Annotated in this window: 13 protein-coding genes; 1 reads left to right on the top strand and 12 read right to left on the bottom strand. The window is 63.3% G+C overall.

The features are described 5' to 3' along the window. Positions 1–15: 15 nt before the first annotated feature. From DOM54_RS18330 to DOM54_RS18315, 4 genes are all read right to left on the bottom strand, one after another. Positions 16–969 (bottom strand): Nudix family hydrolase, encoded by a 954-nt coding sequence (locus DOM54_RS18330; protein WP_110717708.1) that lies wholly within the window; start codon positions 967–969, stop codon positions 16–18. Positions 970–1,047: 78 nt separating this feature from the next. Beyond that, positions 1,048–2,256 (bottom strand): bifunctional glutamate N-acetyltransferase/amino-acid acetyltransferase ArgJ, encoded by a 1,209-nt coding sequence (argJ, locus tag DOM54_RS18325; RefSeq protein WP_110717707.1) that lies wholly within the window; start codon positions 2,254–2,256, stop codon positions 1,048–1,050. 48 nt (positions 2,257–2,304) lie between these two features. Further along, positions 2,305–5,046: a preprotein translocase subunit SecA gene (gene secA / locus DOM54_RS18320; RefSeq protein WP_110717706.1), complete on the bottom strand. Its 2,742-nt coding sequence runs from the start codon at positions 5,044–5,046 to the stop codon at positions 2,305–2,307. An 87-nt stretch (positions 5,047–5,133) separates the two neighbouring features. After that, on the bottom strand, positions 5,134–5,481 hold the full coding sequence (locus tag DOM54_RS18315; RefSeq protein ID WP_206019147.1) for a hypothetical protein: 348 nt from the start codon (positions 5,479–5,481) through the stop codon (positions 5,134–5,136). A 146-nt stretch (positions 5,482–5,627) separates the two neighbouring features. Here DOM54_RS18315 and DOM54_RS18310 point away from each other — a divergent pair, with 146 nt between their 5' ends. Then, positions 5,628–6,029 carry a DUF721 domain-containing protein gene (locus DOM54_RS18310; RefSeq protein ID WP_338067027.1) on the top strand — a complete coding sequence of 134 codons (402 nt, stop codon included), beginning with the start codon at positions 5,628–5,630 and terminating at the stop codon, positions 6,027–6,029. 128 nt (positions 6,030–6,157) lie between these two features. On the opposite strand, the gene lpxC is transcribed toward DOM54_RS18310, so the two are convergent. The 8 genes from lpxC to murD form a co-directional block, all read right to left on the bottom strand. Beyond that, positions 6,158–7,069 (bottom strand): UDP-3-O-acyl-N-acetylglucosamine deacetylase, encoded by a 912-nt coding sequence (gene lpxC, locus DOM54_RS18305; RefSeq protein WP_110717704.1) that lies wholly within the window; start codon positions 7,067–7,069, stop codon positions 6,158–6,160. 114 nt (positions 7,070–7,183) lie between these two features. Continuing rightward, positions 7,184–8,353, bottom strand: coding sequence for a cell division protein FtsZ (gene ftsZ / locus DOM54_RS18300; RefSeq protein WP_110717703.1), 1,170 nt, complete (start codon positions 8,351–8,353; stop codon positions 7,184–7,186). A 30-nt stretch (positions 8,354–8,383) separates the two neighbouring features. Next, on the bottom strand, positions 8,384–9,655 hold the full coding sequence (gene ftsA, locus DOM54_RS18295) for a cell division protein FtsA (RefSeq protein ID WP_110602373.1): 1,272 nt from the start codon (positions 9,653–9,655) through the stop codon (positions 8,384–8,386). Positions 9,656–9,994: 339 nt separating this feature from the next. Continuing rightward, a complete protein-coding gene (locus tag DOM54_RS18290; protein WP_110717702.1) occupies positions 9,995–10,714 on the bottom strand; it encodes a cell division protein FtsQ/DivIB in 720 nt (239 codons plus the stop codon). A 94-nt stretch (positions 10,715–10,808) separates the two neighbouring features. Beyond that, positions 10,809–12,218: a UDP-N-acetylmuramate--L-alanine ligase gene (gene murC / locus DOM54_RS18285; protein ID WP_110717714.1), complete on the bottom strand. Its 1,410-nt coding sequence runs from the start codon at positions 12,216–12,218 to the stop codon at positions 10,809–10,811. A 34-nt stretch (positions 12,219–12,252) separates the two neighbouring features. Further along, positions 12,253–13,338, bottom strand: coding sequence for an undecaprenyldiphospho-muramoylpentapeptide beta-N-acetylglucosaminyltransferase (gene murG, locus DOM54_RS18280; protein ID WP_110717701.1), 1,086 nt, complete (start codon positions 13,336–13,338; stop codon positions 12,253–12,255). Continuing rightward, positions 13,335–14,546, bottom strand: a complete 1,212-nt coding sequence (gene ftsW / locus DOM54_RS18275; RefSeq protein WP_240613963.1) for a putative lipid II flippase FtsW — start codon at positions 14,544–14,546, stop codon at positions 13,335–13,337. Before ftsW ends, murG begins: the two co-directional genes overlap by 4 nt. Next, entirely contained in the window at positions 14,540–15,958 is a 1,419-nt protein-coding gene (gene murD / locus DOM54_RS18270; RefSeq protein ID WP_110717700.1) for a UDP-N-acetylmuramoyl-L-alanine--D-glutamate ligase, read from the bottom strand. Before murD ends, ftsW begins: the two co-directional genes overlap by 7 nt. Positions 15,959–15,961: the final 3 nt, after the last annotated feature.

The following is a 15,961-nucleotide window of genomic DNA, read 5'->3' as shown; positions in this document are numbered from 1 at the left end:
CTCGTGGCTCGTGGCTCAGGAGTCGTTACGCCAGAAATCGCGAATCGATGCAATGCCCTGCGCCCCGACGGCCCGCGCCTGATTCGCGTGATGGCGCGTCATCCCGCCCAATGCGAAGACCGGCATCGCCGCCATCTCCACCATCTGCTGGAAGTCGTGCCACCCGATCGTCACCGCCTCCGGGTGCGATGGGGTCGGCGCCAGCGGCGAGAGAGTGACGAAGTCGCAGTCGATCTGCCCGGCCTGGTTCAGTTGTTCCTCACCATGCGTCGAGGCGCCCAGCCACTTGTCGCTGGGGACCGGGCGCCGCTTGAGCTCCATCAGCCTGGCACTGGTCAGATGGATACCGTCGGCATCGACCCGTTGCAGCCACTCGGGATCGGCGTTGAGCAGCAACTTGGCGCCATGGCGGCGGCAAAGTTCCAGGGTCTTCTCTGCGCGAGCCTGGTAGGCAGCGTCATCCAGCCCCTTGGCGCGCAACTGCACCAGACGGATGTTGTCCTCCTTCAGGGCACGTTCGAGCCGGTCGAGGAAGACGGCATCGTCCGGCTCCTCGGCAGTGATGAGGTACTCCTGAGGTAGCGCCACCGCTCGCAGAATCGGCAGGTTGGCCGCTGGAAAGGCGTAGCTGGTCAGATCATCGACCTCGACCCACCGCACCGGCTGCCCTTCTCTGCCGTACGGGTCGCCTTCATACTCGCGCACCTGCCAGACATCCAGCAGGATATGCTTGTCGGCGTATTCATGATGCACGCGAATCAGCGGTTGGGCGCGCAGGATCTGGATGCCTAGCTCCTCGCTCAACTCTCGCTTGAGCGCTTCGAAGCCGGTTTCGTAGGGGGCCAGCTTGCCCCCCGGAAATTCCCACAGACCGCCTTGGTCGACCGTCGCCGGACGTCTGGCAATCAGCACTCGTCCGTCACCTCGGATGACGGCGGCAGCCGCTACATGGACCCGTCTCTTGATCATCTTGCTAAGTCTCTCGCACCACTTCAGTGTTTGACGGCGATATTCGGCTTCGGGATATCGCTCTCCGTCAGAAAGCGTTCAACTGCGGTAATCCGCGTTGATCGATACGTAATCGTGGGACAGGTCCGATGTCCAGATCGTGGCGCTGGCGTCGCCGCGACCGAGGCGAATGCGGATGACGATCTCTTCCTGCGCCATCACCCGGCTCCCGGCCTCTTCCGTGTAACTGGCGGCGCGACCGCCATGTTCCACCAGGCGCTCTCCACCGAGATCGATGATGACGCGCTCGACATCCAGATCCTTCACCGGCGCACGCCCGACGGCAGCCAGGATTCGGCCCCAATTGGCATCGCTCGCGTAGAGCGCGGTCTTGACCAGCGGCGAATGGGCGACCGTGAACGCCACCGCCCGCGCCTCGTCGACGCTTTCCGCCTGCTCGACCTGCAGCGTGACGAACTTGGTCGCCCCCTCGCCATCGCGGATGATCGCCTGCGCCAGTTCGACGAGCACCGATGTCAATGCGTCACGAAACCGGTGCTCATCGTCGGCCGACTCGACGCGCGGACCACGACCGGTGGCGATCAGAGTGCAAGCGTCATTGGTGGAGGTGTCCGAATCGACGGTGATCGAGTTGAAAGAGACCTGCACCGCCTCGCGTAACCACTGCTGGAGCCGCCCCTGCTCGATCGCCGCATCGCAGGCAACGAACCCGAGCATGGTCGCCATGTTGGGCTGGATCATGCCGGAGCCCTTGCTGATGCCGTTGATGGTGACCGTGCCACCGCCGAGCTCGACCTGGGCCGATGCGCCCTTGATGCGGGTATCGGTGGTCATGATGCCCTCGGCGGCGAGCGCCCAGCCTTCAGCATCCAGCGAGGTCAGCGCGGCGGACAGCGCGTCCGTGATCCGACTCACCGGCAGCGGCTCTCCGATCACTCCGGTCGAGAACGGCAGCACGCGCTGGCTCTCGACGCCGGTCAGCGCCGCCAGGGCGTGGCAGCAAGCCTCGGCATCGTCGCGCCCCTCCACACCGGTGCCCGCGTTGGCGTTGCCGGTATTGATCAGCAGGAAGCGTGGCGTCTCCCGCTGCAGGTGGTCCCGAGCGACGTGCACGGGTGCGGCGCAGAACGCATTGCGGGTGAACGTGGCAGCGACGGAAGCGCCCTCGGGCACCTCGATCACGACCAAATCGCGCCGGTTTGGCTTCTTGATACCCGCCATCGCGGTGCCCAGTCGCACACCCTCGAGTGCCGGCATCCGGGGAAACAGTGATTTACCTACGGCCATTCCATTCTCCTCGGCGAGCACGGGCCTTGCCCGTGCCCTCGGCCATTCTCAGCTCAACGCACCATGGCACTGCTTGTACTTCTTGCCGGAACCGCATGGGCAAGGATCGTTGCGCCCGACCTTCGGACCCTCACGGCGCACCGGCTGGACCCCATCCTCGGCCGGCGCGGCTTCTGCCTCCGCCCCATCGGCCGTCTGCTGGGCAGCGGCGACTGCTTCCTCGTGGACCGACTGGCTGGCCGCCTTCTCCCGCTCGAGCGCTTCGCGACGCTGGCGCTCCAGGTCCTCGACCTCTTCCTGACGACGCACCTGCACGTGACTCAGGATGCGGGTGACGTCATGCTTGATGTTGTATAGCAGGGACTGGAACAGCTCGAAGGCTTCACGCTTGTACTCCTGCTTCGGGTTCTTCTGGGCATAGCCGCGCAGGTGAATGCCCCGACGCAGATGATCCATCGACTGCAGATGCTCCTTCCAGCGGGTGTCCAACACCTGCAGCATGACCTGCTTCTCGAAGCGCCGCATCATATCGACACCGATCGCGTCGACCTTGGCGCGATACTGTCCCCGATGCTGGTCCAGCAGGCGCTGGCGCAGCACCTCCTCGTTGAAGTTGTCGTCCTCTTCCGCCCACTGCACCAGCGGCAGGTCGATATTGAACTCCTGCTTGAGCTGATCCTGCAGACCCGCCAGCTCCCACTGCTCCGGCAGGCTCTGCGGCGGCACGTAGTCTGAGATCGTCTGCTCGAGCACTTCGTCGCGGATGCTGGCGATGTTGTCGGAGATCTCGTCGGCGGCGAGGATGTCATCCCGCTGCTCGTAGATGACCCGGCGCTGGTCGTTGGAGACGTCGTCGTACTCCAGAAGCTGCTTGCGGATGTCGAAGTTGCGACCTTCGACCTTCTTCTGCGCTCGCTCGACCGCGTTGGAGACCATCTTGTGCTCGATGGCTTCGCCCTCTTCGAGCCCGAGCGCGCCCATCAGGCGTTGCACCCGGTCGGAACCGAACAGGCGCATGAGGCTATCTTCCAGCGACAGGAAGAATCGCGTCGACCCCGGATCCCCCTGACGCCCGGCGCGGCCACGCAGCTGATTGTCGATCCGCCGCGATTCGTGCCGCTCGGAGCCGATCACGTGAAGGCCACCGGCCTCGAGCACGGCATCGTGGCGCTGCTGCCACTCCGCCTTGACCGACTCGATCTGCGCCTCACTGGGATCCTCGAGCCTGGCAACCTCGGCTTCCCAGTTGCCGCCAAGCACGATATCGGTGCCACGGCCCGCCATGTTGGTGGCCAGCGTGACGGCACCGGGGCGACCCGCCTGGGCGATGATCTCCGCCTCGCTGTCGTGCTGCTTGGCGTTGAGGACGTTATGAGGAATCTGCTTCGCCTGCATCAGCTTGGAGAGGTACTCCGAGGTCTCGATGGACGCGGTACCCACCAGCACCGGCCGCTTGGCCTCGCGCTGGGTGTTGACATCCTCGATGATCGCGGCGTACTTCTCCTCGGCGCTCAGGTAGACCAGGTCGTTCAGATCCTGGCGCGCCAACGGACGGTTGGTGGGGATCACCAGCACGTCGAGGCCATAGATATGGTTGAACTCGAAGGCCTCGGTATCGGCAGTACCGGTCATCCCGGCCAGCTTCTCGTAAAGGCGGAAATAGTTCTGGAAGGTGGTGGATGCCAGCGTCTGACTTTCGCGCTGGATCGTCACGCCCTCCTTGGCCTCCACCGCCTGATGCAGACCTTCCGACCAGCGGCGCCCGGGCATGGTACGCCCGGTGTGCTCGTCGACGATCACCACGTTACCGTCCGAAACGATATAGTCGACATCGCGGTGGTAGAGGCAACGAGCCCGCAGCGCCGAGTGAATATGCTGCAGCAGCCCGAGATTCTGGACCGCGTAGAGCGAGTCTTCCGACTTGAGCAGGCCCGCCTCCCGCATCAGTTGCTCGACCTGCTGGTGACCCTCCTCGGTCAACTCCACTTGCTTCTGCTTCTCGTCGATCAGGAAATCGCCGGTGGTCGGGTCCTCTTCATCGGTACACTGATTGAGCTGCTTGGAGAGCGCGTGAATCGTGCGGTAGAGCTCGACGTTCTCCTCCACCGGGCCGGAGATGATCAGCGGCGTGCGCGCTTCATCGATCAGGATCGAGTCGACCTCGTCGATGATCGCGTAGTGGAGCGGTCGCTGGACCTTGTCCTGCAGCGAGAACGCCATGTTGTCGCGCAGATAGTCGAAGCCGTACTCGTTGTTGGTCCCGTAAGTGATATCGCAGGCATAAGCCTGCTTCTTTTCCTCGTTCGGCTGGCCGGAGGCGATGACCCCGACACTCAGGCCGAGGAATTCGTAGAGCGGGCGCATCCAGTTGGCGTCACGGCTGGCCAGATAGTCGTTGACCGTGACCACATGCACGCCTTTCTCCAGCAGCGCGTTGAAGTAGACCGACAACGTCCCGACCAGCGTCTTGCCCTCGCCGGTCTTCATCTCGGCAATCCGGCCCTCGTGCAGCGCCATGCCACCAACCATCTGGACATCAAAATGACGCATGCCGAGCACGCGTTTGCTTGCCTCGCGGACGGTAGCGAACGCTTCCGGCAGCAGGGATTCGTGCTTCTCGCCATCCGCCAGACGCTGGCGAAACTCGGCGGTCTTGGCCTTGAGTGCCGTGTCATCGAGCGCTTCGAACTGGGCTTCCAGCTCGTTGATCGCCGCCACCTGCTTGCGCATGCGCTTGACGTCGCGGTCGTTCTTGGACCCGACCAGCTTGTGTAGTATTGCATTCAACATGATCTATTCCTGCGTGCCCCGGAGGCAGCCATGCGACGACGAGATCGGCACCGGCTGCCGGTGATGATGAGATAGCGATAGCGGTCATCAAGCAGACACGGGCGGACCTCGGCGGGACAGGACGTCCAGGGCGGCGCTGGGGGCAACCAGGGGTTCGAGGTGGGACCGCCTCGGCTGCGGCAAGGGGGCCAGGGTGCGCGGATGCAGGGGACGCTTGGCGGCGATGCGCGCTACCCGCCGGGACTCGGCCCGAATGGCTTCCGGGGCCATCAGGTAGACCTGCGTCAGGCGCTCGGCCAGTCGCATCGCCTCGGCGTGCATCAAGCCCGCGGGCAGCAGGCAGCCGACCAGCACACTGGCCAGCCACCAATGGGCTCGCTGCCGGGGGCGCCAGATGGTGCCACGCTGACCGGACTGCGCTTTGACCGAAGTCATGCTGTCGACGAACTCCGCGCCGTGATAGGTTTAGCGGGTCTTTCCCCACCGCGTGCAAGCCGATGAGTATAAAGGCTAAGCGTTTACGAGCCCAGCCCGTTTCCCGACTCCTTGAGCAACCGGGAGGATTGGGCGACGTGATGCGCATGGCGACGTTGATCGAACGCGCCCAGAATCACCTGAGACGACAGCTCCCACCAGACGTGGCCGAGCACCTCTATGTCGGCGGCTACCGCAACGGCGTGCTGACGCTGATCACCGACCGCGCCGCCTGGTTGACTTGGCTGCGCTACGAACAGCCTCGCCTGCTGAAGTTGCTTCACCAACTGCCCGGCTTCGAGGCGGTCATGAAGTTTTCGCTGAAGGTACGCCCGATCCGACCCGTCAAGGCGCCACCACGACAGACGCGTCGACTGTCACCGGCCGGTGCCGACGCCCTGTCCAATTGCGCAGAGGGCCTGGAAGACTCTCCCCTCAAGCGCTCGTTGAATCGCCTGGCCTCACACGCCCAGGTCGCACCGGAATCGGACGACGGCGCAGCGACCTGAGCCGGGCCGCGACTCATCTCCGCCATCGCGGTGACTGGCCATTGGGGATCACCGTACACAAACGACGACGCCGATCCTGGGATCGGCGTCTAATTCAGCGATAGGAGTCGAAGCTTTCCAGACAAGGCTCAAGCCATTGCTGGCGCGGCGTAGGAGATCGGCGCCGACTGTGACGTTTCTTCGAACGTCACGATCTCGTAAGCCTCCGGGTGGGCCAGCAACTCACGGCAAAGCTGGTTATTGAGCCCGTGGCCGGACTTGTAGCCCCGGAATTCGCCGATCAGGCTGTAGCCGAGCTGATAGAGATCGCCGATCGCATCGAGCATCTTGTGCTTGACGAACTCATCATCGTAGCGAAGGCCGTCCTGGTTCACGATGCGGTAGTCGTCGACGACGATGGCATTGTCGAGACTGCCCCCCAGCGCCAGGTTCTGCGAGCGCAGGAACTCCAGATCACGCATGAAGCCGAACGTGCGTGCTCGCGACACCTCCTTGACGAAGGAGGTCGTGGAGAAATCGACGGTTGCGGTCTGCTTCTGCTGCTCGAAGACGGGATGATCGAAATCGATCGCGAAGCTGACCTTGAATCCGTTGTGCGGCAAAAATGTCGCCTGCTTGCCGTCGTCGTTGACGGTCACTTCGCGCTTGATACGGATGAACTGCTTCGGCGCCGACTGTTCGGCGATACCCGCCGACTGGATCAGAAAGACGAAAGGGCCGGCGCTGCCGTCCATGATCGGCACTTCGGGGGCGCTCAGTTCAACATAGGCGTTGTCTATCCCCAGGCCCGCGAATGCCGACATCAGATGCTCGACCGTGGCGACCTTGACGCCATCCTTGGACAGCGCTGTGCAGAGATTGGTATCGGTAACGCTTTCGGCATGAGCCGGGATGTGCACCATCGGATCGAGGTCGGTGCGCACGAAGACGATGCCCGTGTTGGGCGCCGCGGGACGCAGTGTCAGATACACTTTTTCTCCGGAATGGAGCCCTACGCCAGTGGCGCGGATCGTGTTCTGCAGCGTTCGTTGTTTGATCATGGGCATCGACCTGACAGTCAAATGGTTTGGAAACGGTGTTCACTATAACACCAAACCACTGGCCCACCAACCATATCGATGTGACAAAATGATGATGGGCAGTCAATTAGTCTATCAATCCGCCTGGCGACGCAAGAAAGCCGGAATGTCGAGATAGTCGTCCATATCCGAGGTCTTGCGCTTCTCCTGCTGCGACTTCTTGGCGGCGGCTTCCTGCTCCGCACGCGCAGCCTGCTGACGCATGACGGCCGGCTGCTGAAGCTTGCGATAATCAGTCGTTTCCGGACGTGAAGCTGCCGTTTCACGGGGAATGGCCTTTTCTTTCTGGGCATCCAGTCCCGCCGCGACGACGGTCACCCGCAACTCGTCGGACATCTCCATATCGATGGAGGTACCCACCACGATGGTAGCGTCCTGAGAAGCGAACTCTTGAACGGTGGCGCCCACATCGTTGAACTCACCGATGGAGAGATCCGGTCCAGCCGTGATGTTGACCAGAATGCCTCGCGCACCGTGCAGGTCGATGTCCTCGAGAAGCGGGCTGCGAATGGCTTTCTCGGCGGCTTCCCGGGCGCGATTTTCCCCCGTCGCGGCGCCGGTACCCATCATCGCCATACCCATCTCGGACATCACCGTGCGCACGTCGGCAAAGTCGACGTTGATGATACCCGGGCTGGTGATCAGCTCGGCGATACCCTGGACGGCACCCAGCAACACATCGTTGGCGGCGCTGAAAGCCGTCAGCAGGCTGGCGTTCTTGCCCAGCACCGACAGCAGCTTTTCGTTGGGAATGGTGATCAGCGAATCGACGTACTCGGAAAGCTCCTTCATCCCCTCTTCGGCCGCACGCATGCGCTTCGGCCCCTCGAACGGGAACGGACGAGTGACGACGGCAACGGTCAGGATACCGAGTTCCTTGGCCACCTGAGCGACCACGGGAGCCCCACCGGTGCCAGTACCGCCGCCCATGCCGGCAGTAATGAAGACCATGTCCGCGCCCTGGAGCATCTCGGCGATGCGGTCACGATCCTCCATGGCTGCCTGACGACCCACATCGGGATTTGCCCCGGCCCCCAAACCCTTGGTGATCTCGCCGCCCAGTTGGAGAACGGTCTTGGCCGCCACGCGCTTGAGCGCCTGGGCATCGGTGTTGGCGCAGATGAACTCGACGCCTTCGATGTTACTCTCGACCATGTGGTTGACGGCGTTGCCGCCGCCGCCGCCGACACCGATGACTTTGATGACTGCACTACTAGAGGGTGCGTTATCTACTAGTTCGAACATTGCCCCGTCTCCAAGACCGCTTGCGGCCTGTCAGAAATTTCCTTTAAACCAGCCTTTGAGTCGCTCCAGCGTCGAAACCTCATCCCTGGTTGCGCGCCGGGGAAGTGAGTCTTCCCTTAGAGGCTGGGCTGATACTGCGCGAGAGTGCTTGGCGTCTTTCATTCCGTAGAGTAGCAAACCTACCCCCGTCGAATAAATCGGGTTGCGTACCACGTCCGCCAAGCCACGGACGTTGTACGGGCAAGCGATACGAACCGGCATGTGGAATATCTCTTCCGCCAGCTCGACCACCCCCTCCATTCGAGAGGTGCCCCCCGTCAATACGATCCCGGCCGCCACGAGGTCCTCGTAGCCGCTGCGACGAAGCTCCTCGCGCACCAGCGTGAAAAGCTCTTCATAACGCGGTTCCACGACTTCCGCCAGCGCCTGTCGGGAGAGATCCCGAGCCGGCCGGTCGCCAACGCTCGGCACCTTGATCATTTCGTCGCTGCTCGCCAATTGTGTCAGCGCACAGGCGTATTTGACCTTGATGTCCTCGGCGTACTGGGTCGGTGTACGCAGCGCCATAGCGATATCGTTGGTCACCTGATCGCCAGCGATCGGAATCACGGCGGTGTGCCGAATGGCGCCCTCGGTGAAGACGGCGATATCGGTCGTCCCACCACCGATATCGACCATGCACACGCCTAGCTCCCGCTCGTCCTCGGTCAGTACCGCGTGGCTGGAGGCCAGTTGCTCGAGAATGATGTCATCCACTTCCAGGCCACAGCGGCGGACACACTTCTCTATGTTCTGGACAGCGTTCATCGCGGCGGTCACCAGGTGAACGCGAGCTTCGAGGCGAACCCCAGACATCCCCAACGGCTCGCGAATACCCTCCTGGGTATCGATGGCGAACTCCTGGGGAATCACGTGCAGCACGCGCTGCCCCTCGGAAATGGCGCGCGCACGGGCGGAATCGATGACACGATCGATATCAGCGGGCGCAACCTCCCGCTCCTTGATCGCCACGACGCCATCGGAATTCATGGAACTGATGTGGCTGCCTGCGATACCGACGTAGACCGAATGGATGTCGCAACCTGCCATCAGCTCGGCTTCTTCCACGGCGCGCTGAATCGACTGAACGGTTGATTCGATATTGATCACGACACCTTTCTTCATGCCACGCGAAGGGTGTGAACCAATCCCGGCAATTTCCAACCCGCCATCATCGGTGGGTTGCCCCACGATGGCGACCACCTTGGATGTTCCGATATCCAGCCCGACCACCATATTGGAAGCGTTGGATTGTCCTGCCATAGGTCGGGGTCGCTCCTCAAACTTCACCGATAAACCGGATAAAAATGGGCCAACAAAGATTCGTGCTTATTATAGGAACAAGACGACCCTTTTCACCAGCCCATTGCTGAAACAAAAGCCACATTAAGCCCTTTTTCTTTAAAAGGGAAATAAGGAAGGAGTGTGGCCGCTATTAACCCGGTGTAAAAATAGCGGCCCCTCGACGATAGCCGGTGTTAAGCACGAAGCCCGGAGGGTAAGAAGCCGTCGGTCGAGCCCCCGCATCTTTCCAGATGACGATGCCGGAGGCGGCGCCAACCGCGGGGTCCAGCTCGACTTCCTGTCCTGGATGACACCGACCTAGTCGTTCGAGTCGGTGGCCGTTTCGCCATGTCTCGCCACCGAGACGCCATTGGGATAACGAAGATCGATGTAGCGTATCTGCGACGCCTCCTGTCCCAACTGTCGTTTCCATGCGGCAATAAAACGAGCCAATCGGGCGTCCAAGTCCGTCCGGCCGAGAATAACCCAGACACCATCATTGATCTGAAAGCGCCAGGCGCCGCGTGGCTCGAGCCTCAACTGCGTGATCGAAAGCCCGAGATCGGAAAGCGCACGGCGCAGCGAGTCGTAGTAACCGAGGACTTCCCGCCCCGTCCCCTCGGGCCCACCGAGGTCGGGAAGACGACGCCCAAAATCGCTGACCGGTCCCGGCGAGAACGGCTGCCCACGATTATTCAGCAGCAACTCGTCGTTCCAGCGCGCGATGGGATCCTGCTCGTAAAGCACGAAGCGCAGGGTGTTGGGCCACTCGCGAGAAACGGTGACTTCCCGCAGCCAGCCAATCTTGCGCGCCTCGGTGCGCAGGTCGCTCAAGGAGAGCGAGAGCCAGGTGTGCCCGCGCACCAGCGGTGCCAGCTCTTTCTGTAAATAGGCGGCACTGACGTAGTTCAGGTCGCCGCTGATCGAGACCCGGGCGATCGGCTTGTCCAGCCACAACCACAGTGCCCTGCCGCCGGCACCGATGAGAACGACGATCATGAGTATGCCGAGTAGCGTACCCCGCGCATTGGAGTTCATGACGTCCGCCCTGCCGACGCCTCGGCCCGGCACTGTTCGAAACGCTTTGGCCGCGCCATGACGCACACTCTCCTTTCCGGCAGGACCACCAGCCTCAAAGGATCACCTCGTCGAGCTTGAGCGCACAGTGCGCGAGCCCTTGGGCGATGCCGCCGATATCCCCGGCCCCCTGGGTGATCAGGATATCGCCAGGGCGCAGCACGCGCGCGAGGATTCCCGGCAACGCCGATTTTTCCTCGATGAACAACGGGTCGACCTGACCACGCTGGCGAATCGAGCCCGCCAACATCTTTCCTTCCGCCCCGGGAATCGGTGCCTCGCCAGCGCTGTACACGTCGAGCAGCAATAGGGTGTCGACGCCGGAAAGCACCCTGACGAAGTCCTCGTAGAGGTCTCGCGTGCGGGTGTAGCGATGGGGCTGATAGATCATCACCAGCCGACGTTGCGGCCAGCCGGCACGAACGGCGCGAATCACCATCTCGACTTCGCGCGGGTGATGGCCATAATCGTCTACCAGCATCACCTCGCCGCCCTGTGCAAGCGGATAGTGACCGTGGACCTGGAAACGACGGCCGACCCCACCGAACGAGGCAAGGCCCCTGACGATATCGTCGTCACCGACACCGGCGTCGGTGGCCACGGCGATCGCCGCGAGCGCGTTCAAGGCGTTATGGGTACCCGGCATCGCCAGAGTGATGGCCAGCGCCCCGAAGTCAGCGGGGCGCTCGGCGACGAACCGGATGGTATCGGCGGTCTGCTCGAAGTCCCGAATGCGATAATCGGCGTCTTCGCTGAACCCGTAAGTGACGAATTGGCGCTGAACCTGCGGCAGCAATTCCCGTACATTGTCATCGTCGAGGCAGAGCACAGCCCGACCGTAGAAAGGCAGATTGTGCAGGAACTCGATGAAGGTCGTCTTCAACCGGGAAAAATCGCCGTCGTAAGTCGCCATATGGTCGGCGTCGATATTCGTCACGATCGCTGTCATCGGCTGCAGGTGCAGGAACGAGGCATCGGACTCGTCCGCCTCGGCAACGAGGAAGTCCCCGGCTCCCAGGCGCGCATTGGTTCCCGCGCTGGTCAGCTTGCCGCCAATGACAAACGTCGGGTCGAGCCCCGCCTCGGCGAACAGCGTCGACAACAGGCTCGTGGTCGTGGTCTTGCCGTGGGTGCCCGCAACGGCGATACCGTGACGAAAGCGCATCAGCTCGGCGAGCATCTCGGCACGACGCACCACCGGCACGCGGTGCTCGCGCGCCCACTGGATTTCGGGATTGGTCGGGTCGACCGCCGTTGATACCACGATCACGTTGGCACCCTCGGCGTTGACCGCCGCATGGCCAATGGCGACGCGGATGCCACAGTCGCGCAGATGGTGGGTGACCGCCGACTCCCTCAGATCACTACCACTGACTTCGTAGCCTTCGTTGGCCAGCACCTCGGCGATACCGCACATCCCGGCCCCGCCGATTCCGACGAAATGAATGCCCCGGATGCGCCGCATGCCGAGATGCGATCGCGCCGGACGCGTCTGAATGCTATCGCTCAAAACCGATCTCCATGCAGCCGTCTACCAGGCGCTCGACGGCATCGAGGTGGGCGACCCGACGTGCCTGAACCGCCATTTTCGCCAGCACGACAGGCTGTAAAAGTGACTCGAGCACCGCCTGTAAGCGTTCAGGAGTGAGCTCGGCCTGCTGTATCAATTCCGCGCCACCGGCTTCGACGAGGTGACGCGCGTTATGGGTCTGGTGGTCATCGACGGCATGCGGGAATGGCACCAGCAAGGCGGGCTTGGCCGCTGCGGAGAGTTCGGCGATGGTCAAGGCACCGGCTCGACAGACAATGACATCCGCCCAGTCGTAGGCGACGGCCATGTCGTCGATGAAAGCGCTCACCTCCGCCTCGACGCCCGCCGCTCGATAGGCCTCCCGCGTCACGTCGTCCTTGTCGCGCCCGGCCTGATGACGAACCTGCGGGCGCCGCTCGGGGTCCAGCCCCGCCAGCGCGACGGGTAGCTTCTGGTTGAGGGATTGCGCCCCAAGGGACCCTCCCAGGACCAGCAGCCGCAACGGCCGGCCGGCCATCTGCTCGTCCGTCCTGGGCGACTCCCCCAGCAGCGCGATGTCGTCTCGCACCGGGTTGCCGACCACCTCGGCCTTGGCCGACGGGAAGGCACCCGGGAAGGCGGCATAGACCCGCGTCGCCAGGTGCGCCAAGGACCGGTTGGTCAACCCGGCGATGGCGTTCTGCTCATGCACCACCAGCGGCTTTCCGCTCAGACGCGCGGCCAAGCCCCCGGGGCCACTGGCGAAACCGCCAAGTCCGACGACGAGTTGCGGGTCGAAGCGCTGTATCACCCGCCGGGCCTGCCAGATCGCCCGGCTCAACCGCCACGGGATCGCCAGCCAGCCACTCAGGCCATTGCCTCGCAACCCGGAAACCGCAATGCGATTCAACGGGATGTCGGCGGCGGGAACAAGACGATTCTCGATGCCCCTGGGGCTCCCTAGCCACTCGACCGTCACGCCCCGCTCACGCAGGGCCTTCGCCAGCGAGAGCGCGGGCACGACGTGCCCACCGGTACCGCCCGCCATGATCAGAACGCGCCGTGCAGCACTCATGGATTCGGCTCCTCGGACTGGGGGCCTGGCTGTGCATCGGGCCCGGCCTTGGGTCCCGCTCGGCGCTGCAACCGCCTGACCTCCGCGTCGACGCGAAACAGGATGGCCATCATGACGCCGCTGATGATGAGACTCGACCCCCCGTAACTCAAGAGTGGCAGAGTCAGCCCTTTGGTCGGCAACATTCCCGAGCTCACGGAGATGTTGATGAATGCCTGGGCACCGATGACCAACGCAATGCCGTAACACAGGTAGGCCGCGAACGGGATACCGATCAATTCCGCCTTGCGACCGATCCTGAAGGCACGAAAGACCAGCAGGGCGAAAAGCAGAATCACCGCCATGGCGCCGAACAGTCCCAGCTCCTCGGCCAGCACGGCAAATACAAAGTCGGTGTGCGCCTCCGGCAGGTAGAACAGCTTCTGGACGCTGTTGCCCAGTCCCAGACCGAACCAATGCCCGCGCCCGAAGGCGATCAGCGCCTGGGTCAGCTGGTAGCCGGTGTTGTACTGATCCGCCCAGGGGTTGGCAAAGCTGGTGATACGCTGCAAACGATAAGGTTCGGCCACCGCCAGCATGACGGCACCCGACCCCACCACGGCCAGAATCAGTAGAAATCGCCACAGCGGCGCGCCGGAGAGCAGCAGCATGCCCATGACGCAGCCGGTCAGCACGACGACGGCGCCGTAGTCCGGTTCGAGGATCAGCAGAAAGCCGATCAGCGCCATCACCGCCAGCGGGCGCATGAAGGCGCCCCAGGTGCGGCGCACGTCCGGCAGGTAACGCTCCAGGTAGCCGGCGATATAGACGATCAGGCACAGCTTGGCGACTTCGGATGCCTGGATATTGATGATGCCGAGCGGGATCCAGCGCCGGCTGCCGTTGATTTCACGGCCGACGATCAGCACGACGAACAGCAGCAACAGCGCCAAGATCAACATTATCGGGCCTTTCTGTCGCCACCAGTCCAGGGGCAGGCGCACGGCGACGAGGCCAACGCCGATCGCGGCGAGAACGAAGATGCCGTGACGAATGCTGAAATAGTAAGGATTGCCGGTCAGGCTCGCGGCAATCTCGGTAGATGCCGAGGTCACCATCACCCAGCCGATCAGCATCAGCGACAGTGTCGCCAGCAGCAGCCAGCCGTCGAACGACTGATGCTGGGTGGTCAGTCGCGCCTGGGACGTCTTCATCATGGCCTTCAGCATGCGGCTTCCTGCCCTTGTCCGAGCGATCCTTGATCCAGCAGGGCACGGAACGCCTCACCGCGCGCCAGGTAGTTGGGGAACTGGTCGAGACTCGCGCAGGCGGGCGACAGCAGCACGCAGTCCCCGGGCTCAGCGATCGCCGCCGCACGCCGCATGGCTTCAGCCAGCGTGCCGACCCGCCAGGTGGCGACTCGCGGTTCGAGCGCGGCCGCCAACTGCGATGCATCCTGACCGAAAACGATCGCTTCCCGCGCATAGTGCGCCAACGGTTCGGCCAGCGGCGTGAAGTCCGCGCCCTTGCCGACCCCGCCGCCCAACCAGACCAGCTTGCCAGTCAGGGTCTGCCCAACGCCGGCGATCGCCGCCAGGGTCGCGCCCACGTTAGTGCCTTTGGAGTCGTTGATCCAGCACACCCCCTCGCGCTCGGCGACGATCTCACCCCGGTGCGGCAGGCCGGCAAAATGGGAAAGGACGCTCCGTGCCACCTCCCAAGGAATCCCGATGACATGCCCGATCGCCATCGCCGCCAGCGCGTTGGCCTGGTTGTGACGCCCCGCCAGACGCAACTCACCGACCGGCATCAACGGTTCGCGGCCGTGACAAAGCCACTCGCCGGTCTCGCCCGCCATCGTCGAGATCCCCCATTCGCCTTCATCGGGGGAATGCGTGGTGAAACGCTCGCAGCTCAACGACTCCTGCTCCGGCCAGGTGGCCGCATCATCCGCGTTGACAACGGCATGCGCGGCGCCCTCGAAAATCCGCGCCTTGGCCCGGCGGTAACCAGCCATGTCGCCATGGCGATCGAGATGATCCGCCGATAGATTCAGAAACGCCGCGCAGGCCGCACCCAATCCGGCGAGCGTCTCCAATTGAAAGCTCGACAGCTCCAGCACGAACAGCTCCGCATCCTGGTGATCGATCAGCAGATCCAGCGCGGCATCCCCGAGATTACCACCGACCGCGACGCGCCTGCCCGCCTGACGCGCCATCTCACCCACCAGCGTGGTCACGGTCGACTTGGCATTCGAGCCAGTGATGGCGACGATCGGCGCCTTGCAGTGCCGTGCAAAGAGAGAGATCTCACCGACGACACGATCCCGGACGGCACCCAGGCCGGCACGCTCGAGATCGACGCCGGGGCTGACGACGATTTCGGTGAACGCCTCCAGGTCCAGCGACTCGAGACTGCCCAGGTGAAGCTCGACCGCCGGATAGGCCGCGCGAAAAGCCTCCAGGCCCGGCGGTACGGCGCGGGTATCGGCGACCATGAATCGCTCGCCACGGCTAGCCAGGAACCGGGCGATCGCCCGACCGGAGATCCCCAGCCCGACCACCAGGGTCGACGGCAGGCCAATGGTGGCAGGCGCTCCCGGAGCAGAGCCAGCCGGGTAGACAGAGAGCGGATCGGTCATGGC

Origin of the sequence: Salinicola acroporae (assembly GCF_003206615.1) — a bacterium.
Lineage (GTDB): Bacteria > Pseudomonadota > Gammaproteobacteria > Pseudomonadales > Halomonadaceae > Salinicola > Salinicola acroporae.
This window is presented reverse-complemented; position numbering and strand designations above follow the sequence as displayed.

Excerpts from the sequence above, each read along its gene's own strand:
- DOM54_RS18290 (WP_110717702.1), bottom strand. The coding sequence starts at position 10,714 with ATGAACTCCAATGCGCGGGGTACGCTACTCGGCATACTCATGATCGTC.
- ftsZ (WP_110717703.1), bottom strand. The coding sequence starts at position 8,353 with ATGTTCGAACTAGTAGATAACGCACCCTCTAGTAGTGCAGTCATCAAA.
- lpxC (WP_110717704.1), bottom strand. The coding sequence starts at position 7,069 with ATGATCAAACAACGAACGCTGCAGAACACGATCCGCGCCACTGGCGTA.
- argJ (WP_110717707.1), bottom strand. The coding sequence starts at position 2,256 with ATGGCCGTAGGTAAATCACTGTTTCCCCGGATGCCGGCACTCGAGGGT.
- murC (WP_110717714.1), bottom strand. The coding sequence starts at position 12,218 with ATGCGGCGCATCCGGGGCATTCATTTCGTCGGAATCGGCGGGGCCGGG.
- ftsA (WP_110602373.1), bottom strand. The coding sequence starts at position 9,655 with ATGGCAGGACAATCCAACGCTTCCAATATGGTGGTCGGGCTGGATATC.
- murG (WP_110717701.1), bottom strand. The coding sequence starts at position 13,338 with ATGAGTGCTGCACGGCGCGTTCTGATCATGGCGGGCGGTACCGGTGGG.
- ftsW (WP_240613963.1), bottom strand. The coding sequence starts at position 14,546 with ATGCTGAAGGCCATGATGAAGACGTCCCAGGCGCGACTGACCACCCAG.
- secA (WP_110717706.1), bottom strand. The coding sequence starts at position 5,046 with ATGTTGAATGCAATACTACACAAGCTGGTCGGGTCCAAGAACGACCGC.
- DOM54_RS18310 (WP_338067027.1), top strand. The coding sequence starts at position 5,628 with ATGGCGACGTTGATCGAACGCGCCCAGAATCACCTGAGACGACAGCTC.
- DOM54_RS18330 (WP_110717708.1), bottom strand. The coding sequence starts at position 969 with ATGATCAAGAGACGGGTCCATGTAGCGGCTGCCGCCGTCATCCGAGGT.
- murD (WP_110717700.1), bottom strand. The coding sequence starts at position 15,958 with ATGACCGATCCGCTCTCTGTCTACCCGGCTGGCTCTGCTCCGGGAGCG.
- DOM54_RS18315 (WP_206019147.1), bottom strand. The coding sequence starts at position 5,481 with ATGACTTCGGTCAAAGCGCAGTCCGGTCAGCGTGGCACCATCTGGCGC.